At 45.3% G+C, this 17012-nt stretch carries 17 protein-coding genes; 9 read left to right on the top strand and 8 right to left on the bottom strand.

Features of this window, described 5'->3' with window-relative positions; translation table 11 throughout:
* Positions 1-2 precede the first annotated feature (2 nt).
* Positions 3-464 (top strand): hypothetical protein, encoded by a 462-nt coding sequence (locus tag O8C68_08080; GenBank protein ID MCZ7395760.1) that lies wholly within the window; start codon positions 3-5, stop codon positions 462-464.
* Here O8C68_08080 and O8C68_08075 read toward each other — a convergent pair.
* The 7 genes from O8C68_08075 to O8C68_08045 all read right to left on the bottom strand — a co-directional run bounded on the left by O8C68_08075 (position 445) and on the right by O8C68_08045 (position 8725).
* Positions 445-1953: a class I SAM-dependent DNA methyltransferase gene (locus tag O8C68_08075; protein ID MCZ7395759.1), complete on the bottom strand. Its 1509-nt coding sequence runs from the start codon at positions 1951-1953 to the stop codon at positions 445-447. The genes O8C68_08080 and O8C68_08075 overlap by 20 nt on opposite strands.
* The gene (locus O8C68_08070; protein ID MCZ7395758.1) at positions 1920-2672 is read right to left on the bottom strand and encodes a hypothetical protein; all 753 of its coding nucleotides are present in this window, start codon (positions 2670-2672) and stop codon (positions 1920-1922) included. Before O8C68_08070 ends, O8C68_08075 begins: the two co-directional genes overlap by 34 nt.
* Positions 2669-3892 (bottom strand): restriction endonuclease subunit S, encoded by a 1224-nt coding sequence (locus O8C68_08065; GenBank protein ID MCZ7395757.1) that lies wholly within the window; start codon positions 3890-3892, stop codon positions 2669-2671. The genes O8C68_08070 and O8C68_08065 overlap by 4 nt, the downstream gene beginning before the upstream one ends.
* A 171-nt stretch (positions 3893-4063) precedes the next feature.
* Entirely contained in the window at positions 4064-4525 is a 462-nt protein-coding gene (locus O8C68_08060; GenBank protein ID MCZ7395756.1) for a PIN domain-containing protein, read from the bottom strand.
* Complete coding sequence (locus O8C68_08055) at positions 4461-4664, bottom strand: antitoxin family protein (protein ID MCZ7395755.1); 204 nt, start codon at positions 4662-4664, stop codon at positions 4461-4463. The genes O8C68_08060 and O8C68_08055 overlap by 65 nt, the downstream gene beginning before the upstream one ends.
* Before the next feature lie 53 nt (positions 4665-4717).
* The gene (locus O8C68_08050; protein MCZ7395754.1) at positions 4718-7558 is read right to left on the bottom strand and encodes a DEAD/DEAH box helicase family protein; all 2841 of its coding nucleotides are present in this window, start codon (positions 7556-7558) and stop codon (positions 4718-4720) included.
* 270 nt (positions 7559-7828) lie between these two features.
* Positions 7829-8725 (bottom strand): Fic family protein, encoded by an 897-nt coding sequence (locus O8C68_08045; GenBank protein MCZ7395753.1) that lies wholly within the window; start codon positions 8723-8725, stop codon positions 7829-7831.
* A 570-nt stretch (positions 8726-9295) separates the two neighbouring features.
* On the opposite strand from O8C68_08045, the gene O8C68_08040 reads away from it, so the two are divergent.
* The 3 genes from O8C68_08040 to pheT all read left to right on the top strand — a co-directional run bounded on the left by O8C68_08040 (position 9296) and on the right by pheT (position 11727).
* Entirely contained in the window at positions 9296-9571 is a 276-nt protein-coding gene (locus O8C68_08040) for a hypothetical protein (GenBank protein MCZ7395752.1), read from the top strand.
* Complete coding sequence (locus O8C68_08035) at positions 9568-10011, top strand: PIN domain-containing protein (GenBank protein ID MCZ7395751.1); 444 nt, start codon at positions 9568-9570, stop codon at positions 10009-10011. Before O8C68_08040 ends, O8C68_08035 begins: the two co-directional genes overlap by 4 nt.
* 117 nt (positions 10012-10128) lie before the next feature.
* Entirely contained in the window at positions 10129-11727 is a 1599-nt protein-coding gene (gene pheT, locus O8C68_08030; protein MCZ7395750.1) for a phenylalanine--tRNA ligase subunit beta, read from the top strand.
* A 78-nt stretch (positions 11728-11805) separates the two neighbouring features.
* Here pheT and O8C68_08025 read toward each other — a convergent pair whose 3' ends face one another.
* Positions 11806-12273 carry an NOB1 family endonuclease gene (locus tag O8C68_08025; protein MCZ7395749.1) on the bottom strand — a complete coding sequence of 156 codons (468 nt, stop codon included), beginning with the start codon at positions 12271-12273 and terminating at the stop codon, positions 11806-11808.
* A 117-nt stretch (positions 12274-12390) separates the two neighbouring features.
* Here O8C68_08025 and bioB point away from each other — a divergent pair, with 117 nt between their 5' ends.
* Genes bioB through bioD form a run of 5 tightly spaced genes read left to right on the top strand, consistent with a single transcriptional unit; the run spans position 12391 to position 17007 of the window.
* Positions 12391-13359 carry a biotin synthase BioB gene (gene bioB / locus O8C68_08020; GenBank protein MCZ7395748.1) on the top strand — a complete coding sequence of 323 codons (969 nt, stop codon included), beginning with the start codon at positions 12391-12393 and terminating at the stop codon, positions 13357-13359.
* Positions 13359-14132 (top strand): 6-carboxyhexanoate--CoA ligase, encoded by a 774-nt coding sequence (locus tag O8C68_08015; GenBank protein MCZ7395747.1) that lies wholly within the window; start codon positions 13359-13361, stop codon positions 14130-14132. Before bioB ends, O8C68_08015 begins: the two co-directional genes overlap by 1 nt.
* A gap of 9 nt (positions 14133-14141) precedes the next feature.
* Complete coding sequence (locus O8C68_08010; GenBank protein MCZ7395746.1) at positions 14142-15143, top strand: hypothetical protein; 1002 nt, start codon at positions 14142-14144, stop codon at positions 15141-15143.
* Entirely contained in the window at positions 15140-16297 is a 1158-nt protein-coding gene (bioF, locus tag O8C68_08005; GenBank protein ID MCZ7395745.1) for an 8-amino-7-oxononanoate synthase, read from the top strand. The genes O8C68_08010 and bioF overlap by 4 nt, the downstream gene beginning before the upstream one ends.
* On the top strand, positions 16294-17007 hold the full coding sequence (gene bioD, locus O8C68_08000) for a dethiobiotin synthase (GenBank protein ID MCZ7395744.1): 714 nt from the start codon (positions 16294-16296) through the stop codon (positions 17005-17007). Before bioF ends, bioD begins: the two co-directional genes overlap by 4 nt.
* The last annotated feature ends 5 nt before the right edge of the window (positions 17008-17012 follow it).

The following is a 17012-nucleotide window of genomic DNA, read 5'->3' as shown; positions in this document are numbered from 1 at the left end:
CAATGGCTGAAGAAAAAGCGGTTAAGGAAGCAGCGAAGGCAACACTGATAGGGCTTGTAAAACCAGAGGCGAAAAATGCTGTGGCAGTTAAAGCGCCGTCGCAGGTTCAGAAAGCCGAAGCAGTAAAAGAGGTAGCCAGAGTAAAGCCTGAGGTGCCAACAGCCGAAGTTAAAACAGAGACAGAGCCTGAAGTCAAACCTGAAGCTGCAAAATCAGAGCCTGCAAAAGCTGAAGCCAAGAAAGAAGCCGAACCGGGCAAGGAGTTCGTGGACGCTGTAATGGCTGAGATGAACCTGAAAGGCGGTTCAAAGAAGAGGCTTGTCAAGACGCTTGCGGAGCAGTATGGTTTTGATAAGCAGAAGGTGCTGTTCAGGCTCAGGCGCGCGCTGATTACGGAGAGGTATGCGGCGGCGCACGCGGAAGGCGGCGCGGGCATTGAGGAAATTAAGCATGCTTCAACATGATTTCCAATTCAGCAATATTAGCTTTTATCTGTTCCTCTAACCCTTCTATTTTCCCCATTATAACTTCTGGTTTTTCATAGGCTACTTCTTCGTACTCAATCTCTTTGTACTTTGAAATCGAGAGGTCATACCCATTTTCCTTAATCTCGCTAACCGGAACAAAGAAGCACCTCCCTTTCCTGTCCACAGAGTTCTCTTCATATCGCTTTCTGAATCTCTCGATGATATCTGGTAGGTCTCCTTTCCCATCGATGAAATTCCTCTTATCGTCCAGCGAATAACCATCTGCTTCCATATCATAGAACCAGACCTTCTCTGTCTTATCCCCTTTTATGAAAACCAGAACCGCAGTTGAAACCCCTGCATACGGCTTGAAAACCCCGGAAGGCATGGATATTACAGCTTCAAGTTGGCATTTTTCAAGCAGGATCTGTCGCAGTTTTTTATGCGCATTTGAAGTCCCGAACAGCACCCCATCAGGCACGATGACGCCGCATTTTCCTCCAATCTGAAGAAGGTTCATCATCCTCTCAACAAAGAGAAGTTCGGTCTTTGTCGTGCCGACTGTCAAATGGTCGTTTATATCGCCCTTGTCGATGCTTCCTTTAAAAGGCGGATTGGCAAGCACTACCGTATATTCGTTCTCCTCCGTGAATCCCTTGGATAGGGTGTCGGTCATTTCGATATTAGGAGTCGCAATGCCGTGAAGCACCATATTCATGAGGGATATTCTTACCATCGTGGGCTCAAAGTCATATCCATAGAAAGAACTCCATAACAGCGTCCATGCGTTCTTGTCTGTTATTTTATCACCATACAGCCCATAATATTTCCCTTCATCGTCCTCCTGAACCATATCAGGGCTTGTATGCTTCCTGATTATGTACTCGTAGGCGTTGATAAGGAAACCTGCCGTTCCGCATGCAGGGTCGCATATCCTGTCCCCGATATCGGGGTCCACAAGCTCCACAATCATACCGATTATATGTCTTGGCGTCCTGAACTGACCGTTCTTGCCTGCTATCTTAAGCTCGCTGAGGAGGTACTCGTAGATGTCCCCCTGCGTATCCCTGTTCTGCGCTGTTATATTCAGGTCATCGAGAATGGAAACCGCTTCCTGAAGAAGCGAGGGCTTGGGGATGATAAAAACCGCGTCCTTCATGTGCTCTGAGAAGAGCGTTTTTTCTCCATCGTGTATGTTCTTGATAAAGGGAAACACAACGTCCCTCACATGGATGAGCATCTTTTCAGCCGGATAGTGCTTCCAGCTCGACCACCTGCAATCCTCATGACCTTCGAAAACGGATTTAAAGGGCTGCTTCTTAGCCTGCGCCTTTTTCTGCTCTGCCGCGTCCATATCCTCAAGGCGCTTCATGAAAATCAGGTATGACATCTGCTCGATGGCTGAGAGCGGGTTTGACAAGCCGCCGCTCCAAAACTTGTCCCAGAGGGCGTCTATTTTGGATTTGAGTTCAGGGGCGAGTCGCATGCGTCCTCCACATTTAATTTCTCATTCAATTCCGAATCAACTTTGGTTACAATATTTTCAATAAAATCAATCATTTCCAGTATTTCATCCCGTTCAAAAAAGAGTCTTTGCCCAACTTGATAATCTAATTCAGTTTCTGAAACGAACAAATGGTCAACGATTCCAGATTTGTGAACAATTACATTTCGAATTTTGAGAATCTCTTTCAATCTTTTCAATTCGTCTTTGGTGAACGGTTCAAAACAAAACACTCTTTTGTATTCTTTCTGGACTTCCTCAATTTGAAGGTTCAGGTTCTCAACTATTAAAATTCCAATGTCTTCGGATAGATTCAAGTCTGTATCTAAAATTCTCTTCACCGTGATTTCCTTATCCAAGTAACGTTTTAATAATCTTTTCTCATTTTGAATCGCATAAGCTAGCCTGTCTTTGAAATAAACCTCTGATGCACTTACCGCCGTGACTAACGCCTGCTCGGTATAAACATAATATAGAACAAGGACAATTTCAGCATTGCTTTCTGTCACTTTTTCTAACATTTTTTCCCAAATATAACTTACTTCCATAGCGGTTGCATGTAACGCCTTAGCTTTCAAGATGTTAAATTTAAAATTCTGAATTGGTGTTTTTAAAGTATCAGAAATTGCTTCAGCCAATAATTCTGCCCAGAATTCTGCAGTGAATGAATCCCAAAGATTTGGTTCCCTTTTTTCTGTCACGCTACCAACTCCCCCATGAATGCTTTTTGCATAAGCGTGTTAAAAAGGGAGTCGATTTGTTGGTAGGATTGCTTTTGATTTTGGCGCATGGATTCGACCTTCTCGACGATGCGGGCAAATTTTTGCTGGAGAGGGATGGGAGGGACAATAATATCAAAATCTTTAATCTGCGAATAATTAAAAGCCTGTCTTGTTGCACCTGATTGTTTTGCTATTATATTCTTTTGATAATGCGGCATTGAAATCTGATATGATAAGAATTCAGTTTGTATTGAATTTTTTTCAGGTCGAATAATACAAACGTGCTGATTTACATTCGCAGAGTTATCTTCACCTGAAAACCAAGTCACTCTGCCAATGGAAGCACCTGTAATATTAATAAGAACATCCCCATTCTTTACCCATGTCCTTTTCATGGCATTATGAATTTCTTCTGAAATGAACGCTATATCCTCTAAAATAAGCTTATTCATATGTACATTTTGGCTTCGTATAAAGAGAATCCCATTATCTTGATAAACTTCTTGACCACCTTTTGGCGTTGAACCACTGGAAACATGCTCTGCCACATTACCTATCTTTTTAATTTCCCACCCCATTGAATTCTTCACCGGGTCCCCGAACATCTCCAGAAACACGCTCTGCAGCAGCCTGTCCGTAAGCTCATCCGCCTGCGCCCGCAGCCTCGTAGTCTCCTCGGCTTTCTCAAGGATTGACACGATGCGGCGCTGGGTTGGGAGAGGGGGGAGGGGGATTTTAGCAGATTCGAGCTCTGAAAGCCTGAGCGAAGGATAGTTGATATCATGAGTCAGTTTCTTGGCATCAACAGTCAAAGACCAGAAATACAGATACTCTGGTGCTAAATTATTGCATGCGATTACTGTTGCCAAATGAGAAGAGACAAATGACGGTACGCCTAAAAGTGCACGACGGTTCAAGAATGTCGATTCCCCACTTTTCGGAATAAGAAGCGTTTTGGCAGGCCATAGCTTTAGGTTAAACTCTTTTACGGCAAGTTCGTTTATCCTGTCTGTTGTATTAATCAAACAAATCGTAGCTTTTTCCCTGCCTACATCTTGCGTTCTAACAAAAGGATATTCGCCGTCAACAAAAAATTCATCACCTTGAGGCGCGCTATTTCCTGCGCCAACGGTTGCCACATCCTCCAGCCTCTTCCATTCCCACCCCTCCGGCAGCGCATGCCGCTCATGAGCATCCATTTATAGCTCCCCCTTTTGCGTTCTTCGCGTTCTTTTTGCGGTGCATATTTTAATCTCACCGCAGAGGACCGCAGAGGGCGCAAAGACCGATTTTAAGGCGCGGATGAATGAGGATACCTGATTATTAAATCTGCGTTCATCTGCGTTCATCTGCGGTTCCATAATCCACCATTATAAAGTTTTTAATATGTCGGCAGGAGTAAGCCTTTTCAATCCTTTGACCTTATCGAAATGCTTATCAAAGCTGACTATTGATGCTTTTAGCTTTTTTGCAATAAATGATTGCAGTGCATCATCAAAATCCAGACTTTTTTTCATCTCTTCAATAGCCTCAAGCTCTTCTTCCAGATTCGTTGAATAAACAGCTAATCCTTCGAAATCTATTATACTGCTTAAAAATATTTTGAGTTCTTTTTGTTTATTGAAATTGCTCAATATAACTTCTATTGAATGAATGGAAAATGAAGATACATAAGCCTCTAAGTTACCAATCTCAACCTCTTTTAGGAGTCGAGCACAATCATTCTTAAAAGCTCTATTTAGGAGAAGCTCAAGAAAAATATTCGTGTCAATAAGATAAGCTTTTCTTTGCCCAGACTTCTTTCGTTCTGTGCTGTAATTCGACTGAATCAATATCTATATCTCCCAGAAGACCTGCAAGCTTGTCAACTTTGGATTTTCGTATTTCTATGGTAACCTCTTCCCCTTCGGCGAGGGCCAATTTCTTCTTTGGTTTCAATATCTTATCCCGGTAAATCGCTCTTACTCTCATTTATAACTGAAAAGGTTGCCTTTGTATATAGTAATTATGATTGACAATGCCCCTCAAGCCTCCGCATAAATCTCCTTCTCCAAAGTTCCGCAAATATTAATAAAGTCATTCAACTCATTCTCAGTGAACATTGGCATGGGCGCATTAATACCAAAATTCGTGAACGGTGCATCGAATAGCTCGGTGTACTCTATGTGTTTTTTCTTCGAAAATACCGTCTGCACAGTCCTGATAAAATTAAGCTGGTCGGCGCTGTAGTGCCTGCTATTCTCGATAATATAGGTATTGAAGGCATCCTTTATCCTGGTCTCTGGTTCAGGGAATTTATATAAGCCAAGAATATTCTTGACGAACTGAACCAGCGTGCCCTTGCTCCGGTTATACACCTTCTGCAACACATCCTCGGTGATATACAATTCAGGGTTATTGAGAGTCTCTTCAAGTGCGTGCAGGTCCTCCTCGGTCAGCGCCTCATCCCTCCTGATTTTTATGATAGCCGGATGTTCATCTGCCAACCTCTTTATCCTATCCTCCACCTTCTCCTTATAGACCTTGACATACTCCTGTTTTGCATCCGGTCCGAACTCGATAAGCGTCCTTTGTTGGATCATGTCATCCATGTCAAGAACAATGGTTTTCCTGGGTTCAGGCGCCATGTATTTCATCAGGTTTGCAAGTTCAGAGATGAGAATCTGCGAGTCCTCAAATGATATACTCTCCCAGAACCTGCTGGAAAGAACCTTTTCTTTAAATGCAATCTTTGGTTTGACCACATTTAACTCATCAGGCAGGCAGTCCACCATTTCTCCTATCTTGGGTTTTAACCTCTCAATTTCCTCCCTGTCACCATGCAGGATTGCAACTCCCAGTTTTTCGCATTTAAGAGTGAAAGAAGCCTCGTTCAGGTTGACATCCTGCTTGAATCTCATAAGTGGAGTGATTTTCTTCTTCAGGAAATCTACAGGATCAAGTCCAACATTGTCCCAGAGCTTTGGAGATAGTGCTTTCTCAACATCCCTCAGGTTCTCCCTCACGCTCACGGAATCCTTTGGCAGCGATGCAATATCTTCAAAAATCTTCGTTTTAACTTTCCCGGCTTTCTCTGTGTCACCGATATTCAGGAAATGCTCAAGCTGCCTGAGCCTGATAAGGAATATCCTGTTGGTAATGGCTTCCCCGGACTCTTTCTGGTCGCCCTCGGGATGCATGTCCCAGTACTCGAAATTGTCCCAGAAATCAAACACCTTAAAATATTCCTTCTTCCCATCTGGCAGCCATTCCTTATGCTTGCATGTCTTATCAGACCGCGTACCTCTCCCAAGCATCTGCCAGAACTTGATTCTTGAAAATACGGGCTTAGCAAAAATAAGGTTGCAGACTTCCGGCACATCGATGCCTGTATCCAGCATATCAACAGATATCGCCACTCTGGGCAGCGATTCTGTTTTGAACTCTTTGATTGAAGCCTGCGCCCTCGGGTCATCGGAAACAATCACCCTCGCAAGCCTTCCTTTGTACTCAGGATAGAGTTTCTCAAAGGCTTCCCACAATCTTTTTGCGTGCTTTTTTGAAATGGCGAATACAATGGATTTTGCAGGGAGATTTCCTGATTGATCGACCAGACAATTATCCATAAACTCCCGCGCAAGAGCTTCGCTTGTTCCTTTTACAGCGACCTTTTTCTCAAGCTCGGTTCCTTCGAAGTTTATTTCGTAAGGGTCAATACCCTCTTCGGATAGTCTATTTATCTCGCCCAGGGGCAAATCCGGTGTTTTAACGCCTTCAATCTGGAAATGTGTTCGTGCGCCGGATATGTTTTTCCGGAAGTCGCACAGCACCCCATCCCTTACAGCATCTTCATAATCATAGAGAGCCGTAGCTACCTTATTCTCGCAGTTAAAGAACCTGAAAGTATCTCTCTCTATGAATTCAGCAGGTGTCGCAGTCAACCCAATCTGGATAGCATCAAGATATGTAAAAACATCCTTCCATTTGTTGTATATGGAGCGGTGGGCTTCGTCAGAGATGATAACGTCAAATTCGGAAGGTGAAATCTGATATTTCCCTGAGCTGTCCTTCTGGTTGTATATCTCCATGAATGTCTGGATTGTGGATACATAAAGCCTTGAGTTCTTGTTAAATACGCCGGAAAAAATCTTTGATTTTGCCTCCTCAGGAAAAAACTGTTTAAACCCTTCATCGTATGCCTGGTCCCGAAGCGCCTTTCTATCAGCAAGAAACAGGACTTTTTGAGCCCAATTCGCCTTTAGAAGGACATGAATGATCGCCATTGCCACTCTTGTTTTTCCAGTCCCGGTAGCCATGACGATGAGTGCTTTGCGGTTCCCTTTCTGAATATGCTCTAATACCCTTTTTGTGCATTCTATGCTTTTTGTACGATCTACAATTTTTCCATCAATGTCAAAATCTGTTAGATTTTTCTTCGTTACAACCTGGAACCTGAGCCTTTCAAGGTCTTTCTGAGAAAAGAATCCTTTCACAATTCTGGGACCATAGCGTTCCCTGTCCCAGAACCATATTTCATACCCGTTGGATAAGAAAATAAAAACGTCTTTTCCTGTTTGCGCTTTGATATCGTTTGCATACTCTTCTGCCTGCTTTTGTGCTGTGAGAATGGGATCTTTTGATGTGCGTTTAGCCTCAACAATAGCTATAGGCGCGCCAGCACTGTCTGGGAGCAGATAATCGACATACTTACTATCCATATCGTTTCTAAGCGTCTCTGAGACGGTTTTGTAGTTCTGAGCGCGAAAATCCGACTGCTTTGTATCGACTTCAACAATTACTTTGGTTCTATCGCCGACCACCCATCCCTGCTCTTTAAGCATGACATCGATCATCTGTTTTCGAGTAAGAAATTCGTTCAGTTCCATGCTCAAGCTTTCCTCATACAGTTAGTACCCTGTAGTATTAGAAGTACCCAGTCATACTTAAATTTTTTTAACCATGAAATGAACGAAAATGAATCTGGCGCCGCAGACTGACATTGCGCCGCTGAGTTCGTACGAGTTCGTATAAGTTCGTTGTTTTGTCGAAAAAGATTGCTGCTATACTTTGCGTTCTTCGCCCTCAGTGGTAACATCGTTTCTCTATCGGCGCCGCCACTGTTGAAATAATTTAAGTACAGGTTAATCCCGTCTAAATCAAGACTCTTCTTTGAGATACTTCGTATGTTCTTTCAGGTATCTTTTGAAAAACCACTGCAAAAATATAGTTTCATCCTTTTTTATCTGAGACCGCTCTAAAGAGCTATAATAACCCGCTCTTTTTTCATAAGGTATATTGAGCATAGGAAAACCATATTTATTTAAAGCAAAGTTCATCATCAGCCTGCTGATTCTTCCGTTCCCGTCTGCAAACGGATGAATAGTTACAAGTTTCAGATGGACAAGTGCCGCCAGCTCCACTGGGTGCATCTTGTCTTTATTTTTACGATACCATCTGAAAAAATCCATTAGCAAAGGATATACTTCAGCGGGAAAAGGCGGTGTAAATTTACTTCCCGCAATCGTCACCTGATGCTGCCTGATCTTCCCTGCTATGTCTTTTTTTGTGTCCTCAAATAATTTTTTGTGAAAGGACAGAACGGTATCAAGCGATAACTCTTTTTTATAATCCAACATTTCATAAAATACTTTCCTGTGCGCTTCCGCCTCTTTTACATCACGCAGAGGCTTTGCATTTGGAGTTATGCCTTTTTCAAGCAGCAAAGAAGTTTCTCTGAACGTCAGGGTCGAACCTTCTATCCTGTTCGTATCGTATGTGAATTTGATGGCGAAGTTCTCCAGTTCTTTTTCCTTTGCCGACGGGGTGGCTCTTTTTTCCTGCGCAGAATATTCTTCTTTTATTTTGTCAAAAAGACCGAACCATTTATCCCTGTAAATTTCAGAAATAAACTGATGCTTCAATTCTTCGATATTTTGCGGCAAGGTTTTTCCAAGGTATTTTTCCTTCTTCTCCACCCTGCCTTTTTCACGGAAGCTGTGCTCAAGGTAATAATATATTTGTTTCCCTACTGTTTTTTTTCTGATCGCTACCATAAGATTAATACCGTATTATCCCTACAAACTTATAAAGTTTTGTTTTTTTAATAAAATGTAGGGGTAAGACAGGATAACAGGATTAACGGGATGTTATTTGATATTTTATCCTGACAATCCAATTAATCCTTCCAAAAGTTCATTATTTTGACAGTATGGATATTGCTGTAAAAAGAGATACACGCCAGTTCCCCCGGGAACACCTTCTGCATCAGGGCACTGAACAAGTCCTCTATCTGCTGCTTTGATTGGCTCTGGTACTGGCGCATGGAGTCGATCTTCTCGACGACGCGGGCGAATTTTTGCTGGAGGGAGAGGGGAATAACGGTACAATTATTTTAGCCAATCTGTTAAATCCAAGTACAATCAATACACTGCTAATCCCGCCCCATACACAAACCCCACATGCGTGTCTCCGACAGGTGCCTGCGCCTCATTCGCGCCTCTAATCATTGAAGGCGCCGCAGGAAGTTTAGTTAAGACTCTTAATTAACCCGAATAATCATTTCATGGCAAATATTCTAAATCCAACCATAAACTATAATATGCGCCAAAAATAGATGTAGTAATATGGTTAAAATCAGACTCAAAGGTTTATCAAAAACCAGAGTAGCTAAAACAAATGTAGCCTATGGATTCCGAACCACAATCCCAAAAGAAATCCGAAGAGCCTATGCTGTGAAACAGGGAATGCAGGTTGTCTGGTACGATAAAAATGGAGAGATAAGGGTACATTTCAGAAAACCTGTCAAATCCATTAAGGAACTGAAAGGAAGCATCCGTGGCGGGAGAGACCTCTCAAAAGTAAGTGCAGAAGAGCTCGTGGATAAAGAATACAGCCTATGAAGCACTACGACCTCTTCCTCGATGCCAGCGCGCTGGTGGCTTACTTCAATATAGAGGACGAATTCCATAAGCAGGCAACTGAAATAATCGATGCAGAGGAGATTAACCTGAATCTTTATACCTGCGATGTAACGGTGCTTGAGCTGCAGTATGTGCTATGGAAGAAAATAGACCTACTAACAGCAGTTGATAAGACGCTGGGTTTGATCGAAGCTGAAGATGTTACAGTGCTGAACAGCGATATTGACGATATACTAAATGAACTGGAAATATTCAAGCTTCATCCTATGCCAAGTTTTGATGCTATCATATGCGCTATCATGAACAGGCAGGGAATAGAACTAATTGTATCTTTTGACAGGGAACATTTCGATGCGGTTGAAGGTATCGTGAGAATTGAAAGTTTAAAAGAGTTAAAAGCAAAAATTGGAAAGAAGTAAACGCAGCACCCCCGCCCCTGCGCCGCTAAAGTTCTTACGAGTTCGTATCAGTTGGTTGTTTTAATTCATCAAATAGAATGATTAATATATCTTCCGCTCGTTTTTCGGCTGATAAAAATGCCTGTTATTACGTTATATTACGACGACCTTGAAGAACTCTCCGGGATTAATAAAGACACGGTCATCAAGAGGATCCCCATGATGGGATGCGATATCGAACGCATCGGGGAAGACCACGTGGACATCGAGTTCTTTCCCAATAGACCCGACCTTTACAGCACAGAAGGCGTGGCGCGGGCGCTTAAAGGATTTCTCGGCATTGAGACTGGGATCCGGGAGTTCAATGTCGCACCATCGGACGTCAAAATAACAAAAGACAAAGGAATTGAAAAAACCCGACCCTATCTTGCCTGCGCTGTAATCCGGGGCATGCAGTTCAATTCGCGCTCCATCGAATCCCTGATGGCGCTGCAGGAGTCGCTCCACTGGGCGCTGGGCAGGAATCGCAAGAAGGTATCCATAGGAGTGCATGACCTTGCAAGAATAAAACCGCCTTTCAGGTACATAGCGCAATCCCCGGAATTTAAGTTCACGCCTCTTGACTTCGCAGAGCCGATGACGATGAAGGAGATACTTGAAAAACATCCAAAAGGCATCAAATTTGCATATATCCTTGAAAAATTCGATAAATATCCGCTAATTCTTGATGCTGAGGACAACGTGCTCTCATTCCCGCCCATAATCAACGGCGAGCTTACAAGGGTAACTGAAGACACAAGAGATTTATTTATCGAGGTCACGGGGCTTGACCCTGCTGTTTCAGTAGCCCTGAACATCGTGGTGTCGTCGCTAGCAGAGCGGGGATGCAGGATTGAATCGGTTACCATTGGTGACAAAATCCAAACGCCAAGGCTTGAGCCAATGACCATGAACCTGAGATGCAAAGAAGTCGAGGAACTTCTCGGGATTAAACTAACACACGACGAACTCATTCATTGCCTTGAAAAGATGAGATACGGCGCGCGAATTTTAAAAAACGCCATCCAGGTTTCAGTCCCGGCTTACCGGGCAGATATCCTGCACAGTTGGGACCTGATAGAGGATATCGCCATAGGATATGGTTTTGATAACATCAAGTTAGAACTTCCGCCCACTTCCACGATCGGCAAAGCCCATCAGATATCGAAACTCAGGGATTCTATCCGCGAAATAATGGTAGGACTGGGTTATTTTGAAGTAATGCCTTTCACCCTTACCAGCGAGCGCGTGCAGTTCGGGATGATGCGCAGGGAAAAGGCTTCGGGTATAACACATATCCTGTATCCCATAAGCGAAGAACATACCATCGTTCGCCCCACGCTCCTTCCCAACCTTCTTGAGATTCTCTCCATAAACAAGCACCGCGAACTGCCGCAGCGGATATTCGAAGTGGGAGAGGTGGTGGTTAGCTGCAAGACTGAGCAGCGCCTCGGAGCCGTTGCCATTCACCCGCAGGCTAATTTTACCGAAATCCAGGCTGTGGTGGATGCCGTGATGAGGGAGAGGGGCATCGCATACGAGGTCACGGAATCGGACGACCCGGCATTCATTGAAGGCAGGCGTGCTGATTTAATAATCAAAGGTGAGAGGGCAGGGGTATTTGGAGAAATCCACCCCGAAGTCATCTCAAACTTCGGGCTTGAGCACCCCATCATTGCGTTTGAAGTGGAGCTTTAATCGTATCTTTGCGACCTTCGCGCCTCTGCGGTGAATAAAACCAAACACCGCAAAGACGCTAAGAACGCAAAGTGTCCTTCAAACTTTCCTTTTCCTGATTTTTTTCAAAGGCGAGCCGCACACTGGGCATACATCCCCCTGCGGGAAACGCCTCTTGCATCCGATGCACCGCTTTTCCCAGAGCAGGACGTCTTTTATCTTCCTTCCTCCTGCCGGCGTTACTTTAATCCCGAGCTGGAGCGCGATGTTCTGGATTGCAAAATCATCCGTGACCAGGATTCCCCCACGGCTTGAATATTCAAGCGCCTTTGCAAGAATATCGATGTCGGTAGCTGAAAGTTCCTCGCTGTCCTTTGTGATGCCAGCTTTTGACCTTACCTCTTTTATGAAACCTGGAAGTGGAGGCTCAATACTCACGTTCATCAATTCCAGCGTTGTTCGGGCATTCTCATCCCTAAGTTCGAGAACCACCGAAGGAACGGTTATTACGCTCCCTTCGAGGCGCTTTCTGATGATGAAAAGGGAGGAGTCGGCGATGTAGGGCATTTGCAGGAAGATACTGAATCATTTCAGATAAAGATATCCCACGAAAGAAAACAATCTCAAATCGCAAATTTTAAGCCATTGTTAACCATCAGGTAAAACAGGTTCACAATCAAAATTATGCTCCAAAACGTCAGATCAAAACTCGAAAACGGCGACCCCATAAACTTTCCAGAAGCCGTGGCGCTCATGAATCTCCATGGCAGCGAATGCATGGAGCTTTTTTCCTTAGCCAACAGCGTGCGCTCAAAGCTCGGCGACAGGGTTGACCTCTGCTCGATTGTCAATGCAAAGTGCGGTCTTTGCCCCGAGGATTGCAAATTCTGCGCCCAGTCTGCACATAACGACGCTGAGGTAACCCCTCATCCCCTGATGGATGAGGAGGAAATTCTTGATATGGCTTTGATGATGCAGGACGAAGGTGCGGCGAGATTCTGCATTGTTACAAGCGGAAAAGAGGCTGACGACCAGGATTTTGAACGTATATCGAGCGCCATAAGGAGAATACGGAAAGAGACAAGATTATCCATCTGCGTTTCCCTCGGGATGCTCACCGAAGAAAGTGCTAACGCGCTTAAAAACGCAGGCGTTATAAGGATACATCACAATCTTGAGACTTCCGAGAGCTTTTTCAGGAATATCTGCACCACGCACTCATACGATGAAAAAATACGAACTGTAAATATAGCAAAAAATGCGGGGCTTGAGGTCTGTTGCGGCGGGATAATAGGGATGGGAGAATCCATACGCGACCGAATCGAGCTTGGCTTCATGCTTCGTGATATAGATGTCGATTCCATACCAATCAATATCCTTAATCCCATAGCTGGGACACCTCTTTCCTGCGCAGTGCCGATAACGCCGATGGAAGTGCTCAAAACAATCGCGGTTTTCCGCCTCGTCCTTCCTCAAAAAAATATACGTGTGGCCGGTGGCAGGGAAAAGAACCTGAGAGACCTCCAGTGCCTCTGCCTGCTTTCCGGCGCCAACGGGTTGCTCTTGGGCAACTATCTCACAACCCCGGGCAGAGTTCCCAGTGAGGATATCCGTATGATTCGTGACCTTGGACTTGTTCCCGGAGGCGTTTGATGTACAGCGTTAGAATGAGGGCGGAAAAAGATGGAAAACACATATCTGGGGCGGAGCGGATAACCGGTGACCATGAAATATTTTCTGCTGCGCAGTCGCTGATAGACAGGGCTCTTTCTCACGAAAAAGGAAAACCGGATTTTATAAATATATCTCTTGAAGAATTAAAGATTCCCATCAAAAACATAACCTCGTTACCGCTTATTTTAACGCATGTCAGGAATGCTGCAGAAGGCAGGGCACTTGCAGGAAAGCTGTTGTTATCTCTTGGGATACCTCTTTTCTGCATAGAAAAGGCAATAACCCTCCTTGGAAACGGTGCTGCTGGCGGGGAGAGCATGAGGGGGGCAATGATAATGAATATGAGCGGGGAGCGGCTTGAGCCTGACAAATATCGAGGCATAAGAGCATCACGCATGGATATTACAGAGGAAGCCTCTGCAGAACTTGCGCGTTCTATCAAGGATGCCGGATTGTCATCATATTACGCTTATATTAGCGAGGCGCTTGTGCTAGCCACAAAAGTTGCCTCGGTAAATGGGAACATTGCCGAACTGTGCTGGTCTGATGACCCGTCCTATACAGCAGGTTATGTTGCTTCGAAGATCGGCTATGTGCGCATCCCGCATCTGAAACCCGAAGGAGATTCCCGCGGGGGGAGGGTGTTTTTCGTGGACGGTATAGACCTTGATAGTTACATTCATGAAATGGAGAAAGCTCCTGTCCTTGTCAATAAGTTCGGCGGAATAAAGGAGCTTACCGTAAAAATATAGGAGGATAATATGAAACAGCAGCAGATAATGAAAACAAGAGGAAGAGCCGCAAGTAAAGCTAATATCGCAGTTCTGGGAGCAGGCGGTCTTGGAATGGCGGCTGCAAAAATGATTGCAGGGAAAAAGGAGATGAAACTTGTAGCCATAGCAGATAAAAGCGGCTGCCTGATTGATCCTGATGGCATAGACCCGAAGAGCCTTGAGAATAAAAAACCAGGGGATATCGGCGAGAAAACTGACGATGCAATAGGCTCAATGATTAAAAATTCAGATGGTTTTGACGGTATTTTTATTGCTCTTCCAAACCTCACAAACGAGTTTATCCCTCAGGTTGCGTTGAGGTTTGCCGGGCACGGTTACAACGGTGTAATGGTGGACGCACTGAAACGCTCGCAGGCAGTGGAGATGATTTTCGGGCTGGACAGCCAGTTAAAGGACGCCGGAATCACATACATCACAGGTGCGGGCGCCACGCCAGGCTTGCTTACGTGCGCCGCTGCGATAGCGGCAAATTCCTTTATGGAAGTGATGAGCGTGGACATCAACTTCGGCGTGGGAGTAGATAACTGGGAATCGTATCGCGCAACGATACGCGAGGATATTGCGCACCTTGAGGGATTCAACCTTGAAAAAGCAGCAAGCATGACCTGCGCACAGATTAAAGAAGAACTCGACAGGAGAAGAGGCATACTCCATCTTGGCAGTATGGAGCATGCGGATGATGTACTTCTTGAGAGGGCAGGAATTGTATCGCGGGAAAAAGTAAAAGTCGGCGGCGTGGTGGATACGCGGAATCCCAGAAAGCCTGTAAGCACCACAATGACCCTGACGGGCAGGACTTTTGACGGCGCTATTTCAAGCCACAGGTTCATTCTCGGGGATGAGAGCACGATGGCTGCCAACGTCGTAGGACCAGCCCTTGGCTGGATGAAAGCAGGACTTGAGTTCCATCTCCGCGGCATATACGGGGTTTTCGGGTCGGCTGAGATTATGCCGAGATTTGTGCAATGAAGATGAAGTGGCTTGCAGGCGAGCTTGAGGAGCTAAAAAAGAAGGGATTGTATCGAAGCCTCAGCACAATCGAAAGCGCGCAGACGCCAAGGATAAGACAAGATGGAAAGGAACTCATACTTCTCTCCTCCAACAACTACCTGGGATTAACCAATCACCCCAAAGTAAAAAAGGCAGCCTTTGAGGCAGTGGAGCACTACGGCACAGGTTCTGGAGGCTCGCGCCTTACCACCGGCAACCATGAGCTGTACGGCAGGCTGGAGGAGAGAATAGCGAAATTCAAAGGCACGGAGGATGCCATCGTTTTCAGCACGGGATACATGGCAAATATCGGAACGATCGCGGCGATAGCAGGAAAAGGCGACCTTATCCTGAGCGATGAGCGAAACCATGCAAGCATAATCGATGGATGCAGGCTGAGCCGAGCCGACGTGGCGGTCTATCCCCACAAGGATACGGCATACGTAGAAAACCAGCTTCGCAATTCGAAACACAAAAAAAAACTGATAGTCACAGACGGCATCTTCAGCATGGATGGCGATGTAGCTCCTTTGCCAGAGATTTCCGAGCTTGCGAAAAAATACGATGCTATGGTCATGGTGGACGATGCCCATGCCACGGGCGTTCTTGGAAAACACAAAAGGGGCACGCCAGATTATTTTAACGTGGATGTGGATATAAACATGGGGACATTAAGCAAAGCGCTTGCAAGCATCGGCGGCTACGTGGCAGGAAGTGGTGAATTGATCGATTATCTTCGAAACAAGGCAAGAGCGTTCATCTATTCAACCGCACTCCCCCCGCCTGCTGTTGCTGCTGCAAAGGCTGCCATAGATGTCATCGAGGAGGAGAATCCCGCTGAAAAACTCTGGAGGAATACCGCTATCTATAAAAAAGGGCTCAAAGACATGGGAATTACCATTACGAGCGAGACCCAGATTATTCCTCTCATGACAGGGGGTACAGAGGAGACTGTAAAAGCAGCCAGCGAGCTTCTGAGGCTCGGCGTTTTCGCACAGGGGATACGCCCTCCAACCGTGCCACAGGGCAAAGGACGGATCAGGACTTCACTCATGGCTACCCATAGCGAAGTGGATATAGCAGAGGCACTTCTTGCCATTTCCATAATCAAGGAAAAGTTCGATCTTTCATGACAGGGATATTTATAACAGGAACCGACACCGGCGTCGGGAAAACCGCTGTGGCTGCCGGACTGGCTGGGGCTTTGGAAAAGAGGGGGTACAGCGTCGGGGTGATGAAACCCGTACAGAGCGGCGCCATGGAAAGAAACGGCAGGCTGTATTCCCAGGATGCAGAGTTCCTGATGAAAGTTCTGGACACGTGCGATGAGCCAGAATTGGTATGCCCCGTACTTTTGAAAGAGGCGCTGGCGCCAAGCGTTGCTGCAGAAATTGAGGGAAAGCCTGTGGACCTCGAACTCATCAACAATGCTTATCAGGAACTTGGGAGGCGCCATGACATCGTGATTGTGGAAGGCGCGGGTGGAATTGCAGTGCCCTTGAAAAATAGAATCCTCATTTCAGACCTGATAACCAGCCTTGGCACTCCTGCTATAATCGTTTCCCGCGCAGGACTTGGTACAATAAATCATACCTTTCTTACCATCGAGCATGCAAAGAACTGGGGGATACCTGTGATCGGGGTGATTGTAAACAATTACCGGGGTGGAAAAGTCGAGGAAACAAACCCAGGGATAATAACAGAACTTACCGGAGTCCATATACTTGGGATTATCCCACACGATACGAAAATAAATGTGGAGGGCGGAAGTCACGGAAATATTGTATCGTTAGTGGAAAAGAATGTTGATATAGAAAAAATCATTTCCTTCCTTTCGATTTAAGGAAA

The organism is Candidatus Methanoperedens sp. (assembly GCA_027460525.1).
Taxonomy (GTDB): Archaea; Halobacteriota; Methanosarcinia; order Methanosarcinales; family Methanoperedenaceae; genus Methanoperedens.
This window is presented reverse-complemented; position numbering and strand designations above follow the sequence as displayed.

Coding starts and splice junctions, on each gene's coding strand:
- O8C68_08080 (MCZ7395760.1), top strand. CDS start 3: ATGGCTGAAGAAAAAGCGGTTAAGGAAGCAGCGAAGGCAACACTGATA.
- O8C68_08075 (MCZ7395759.1), bottom strand. CDS start 1,953: ATGCGACTCGCCCCTGAACTCAAATCCAAAATAGACGCCCTCTGGGAC.
- O8C68_08065 (MCZ7395757.1), bottom strand. CDS start 3,892: ATGGATGCTCATGAGCGGCATGCGCTGCCGGAGGGGTGGGAATGGAAG.
- O8C68_08055 (MCZ7395755.1), bottom strand. CDS start 4,664: ATGAGAGTAAGAGCGATTTACCGGGATAAGATATTGAAACCAAAGAAG.
- O8C68_08050 (MCZ7395754.1), bottom strand. CDS start 7,558: ATGGAACTGAACGAATTTCTTACTCGAAAACAGATGATCGATGTCATG.
- O8C68_08045 (MCZ7395753.1), bottom strand. CDS start 8,725: ATGGTAGCGATCAGAAAAAAAACAGTAGGGAAACAAATATATTATTAC.
- O8C68_08040 (MCZ7395752.1), top strand. CDS start 9,296: ATGGTTAAAATCAGACTCAAAGGTTTATCAAAAACCAGAGTAGCTAAA.
- O8C68_08035 (MCZ7395751.1), top strand. CDS start 9,568: ATGAAGCACTACGACCTCTTCCTCGATGCCAGCGCGCTGGTGGCTTAC.
- pheT (MCZ7395750.1), top strand. CDS start 10,129: ATGCCTGTTATTACGTTATATTACGACGACCTTGAAGAACTCTCCGGG.
- O8C68_08025 (MCZ7395749.1), bottom strand. CDS start 12,273: ATGCCCTACATCGCCGACTCCTCCCTTTTCATCATCAGAAAGCGCCTC.
- bioB (MCZ7395748.1), top strand. CDS start 12,391: ATGCTCCAAAACGTCAGATCAAAACTCGAAAACGGCGACCCCATAAAC.
- O8C68_08015 (MCZ7395747.1), top strand. CDS start 13,359: ATGTACAGCGTTAGAATGAGGGCGGAAAAAGATGGAAAACACATATCT.
- O8C68_08010 (MCZ7395746.1), top strand. CDS start 14,142: ATGAAACAGCAGCAGATAATGAAAACAAGAGGAAGAGCCGCAAGTAAA.
- bioF (MCZ7395745.1), top strand. CDS start 15,140: ATGAAGATGAAGTGGCTTGCAGGCGAGCTTGAGGAGCTAAAAAAGAAG.
- bioD (MCZ7395744.1), top strand. CDS start 16,294: ATGACAGGGATATTTATAACAGGAACCGACACCGGCGTCGGGAAAACC.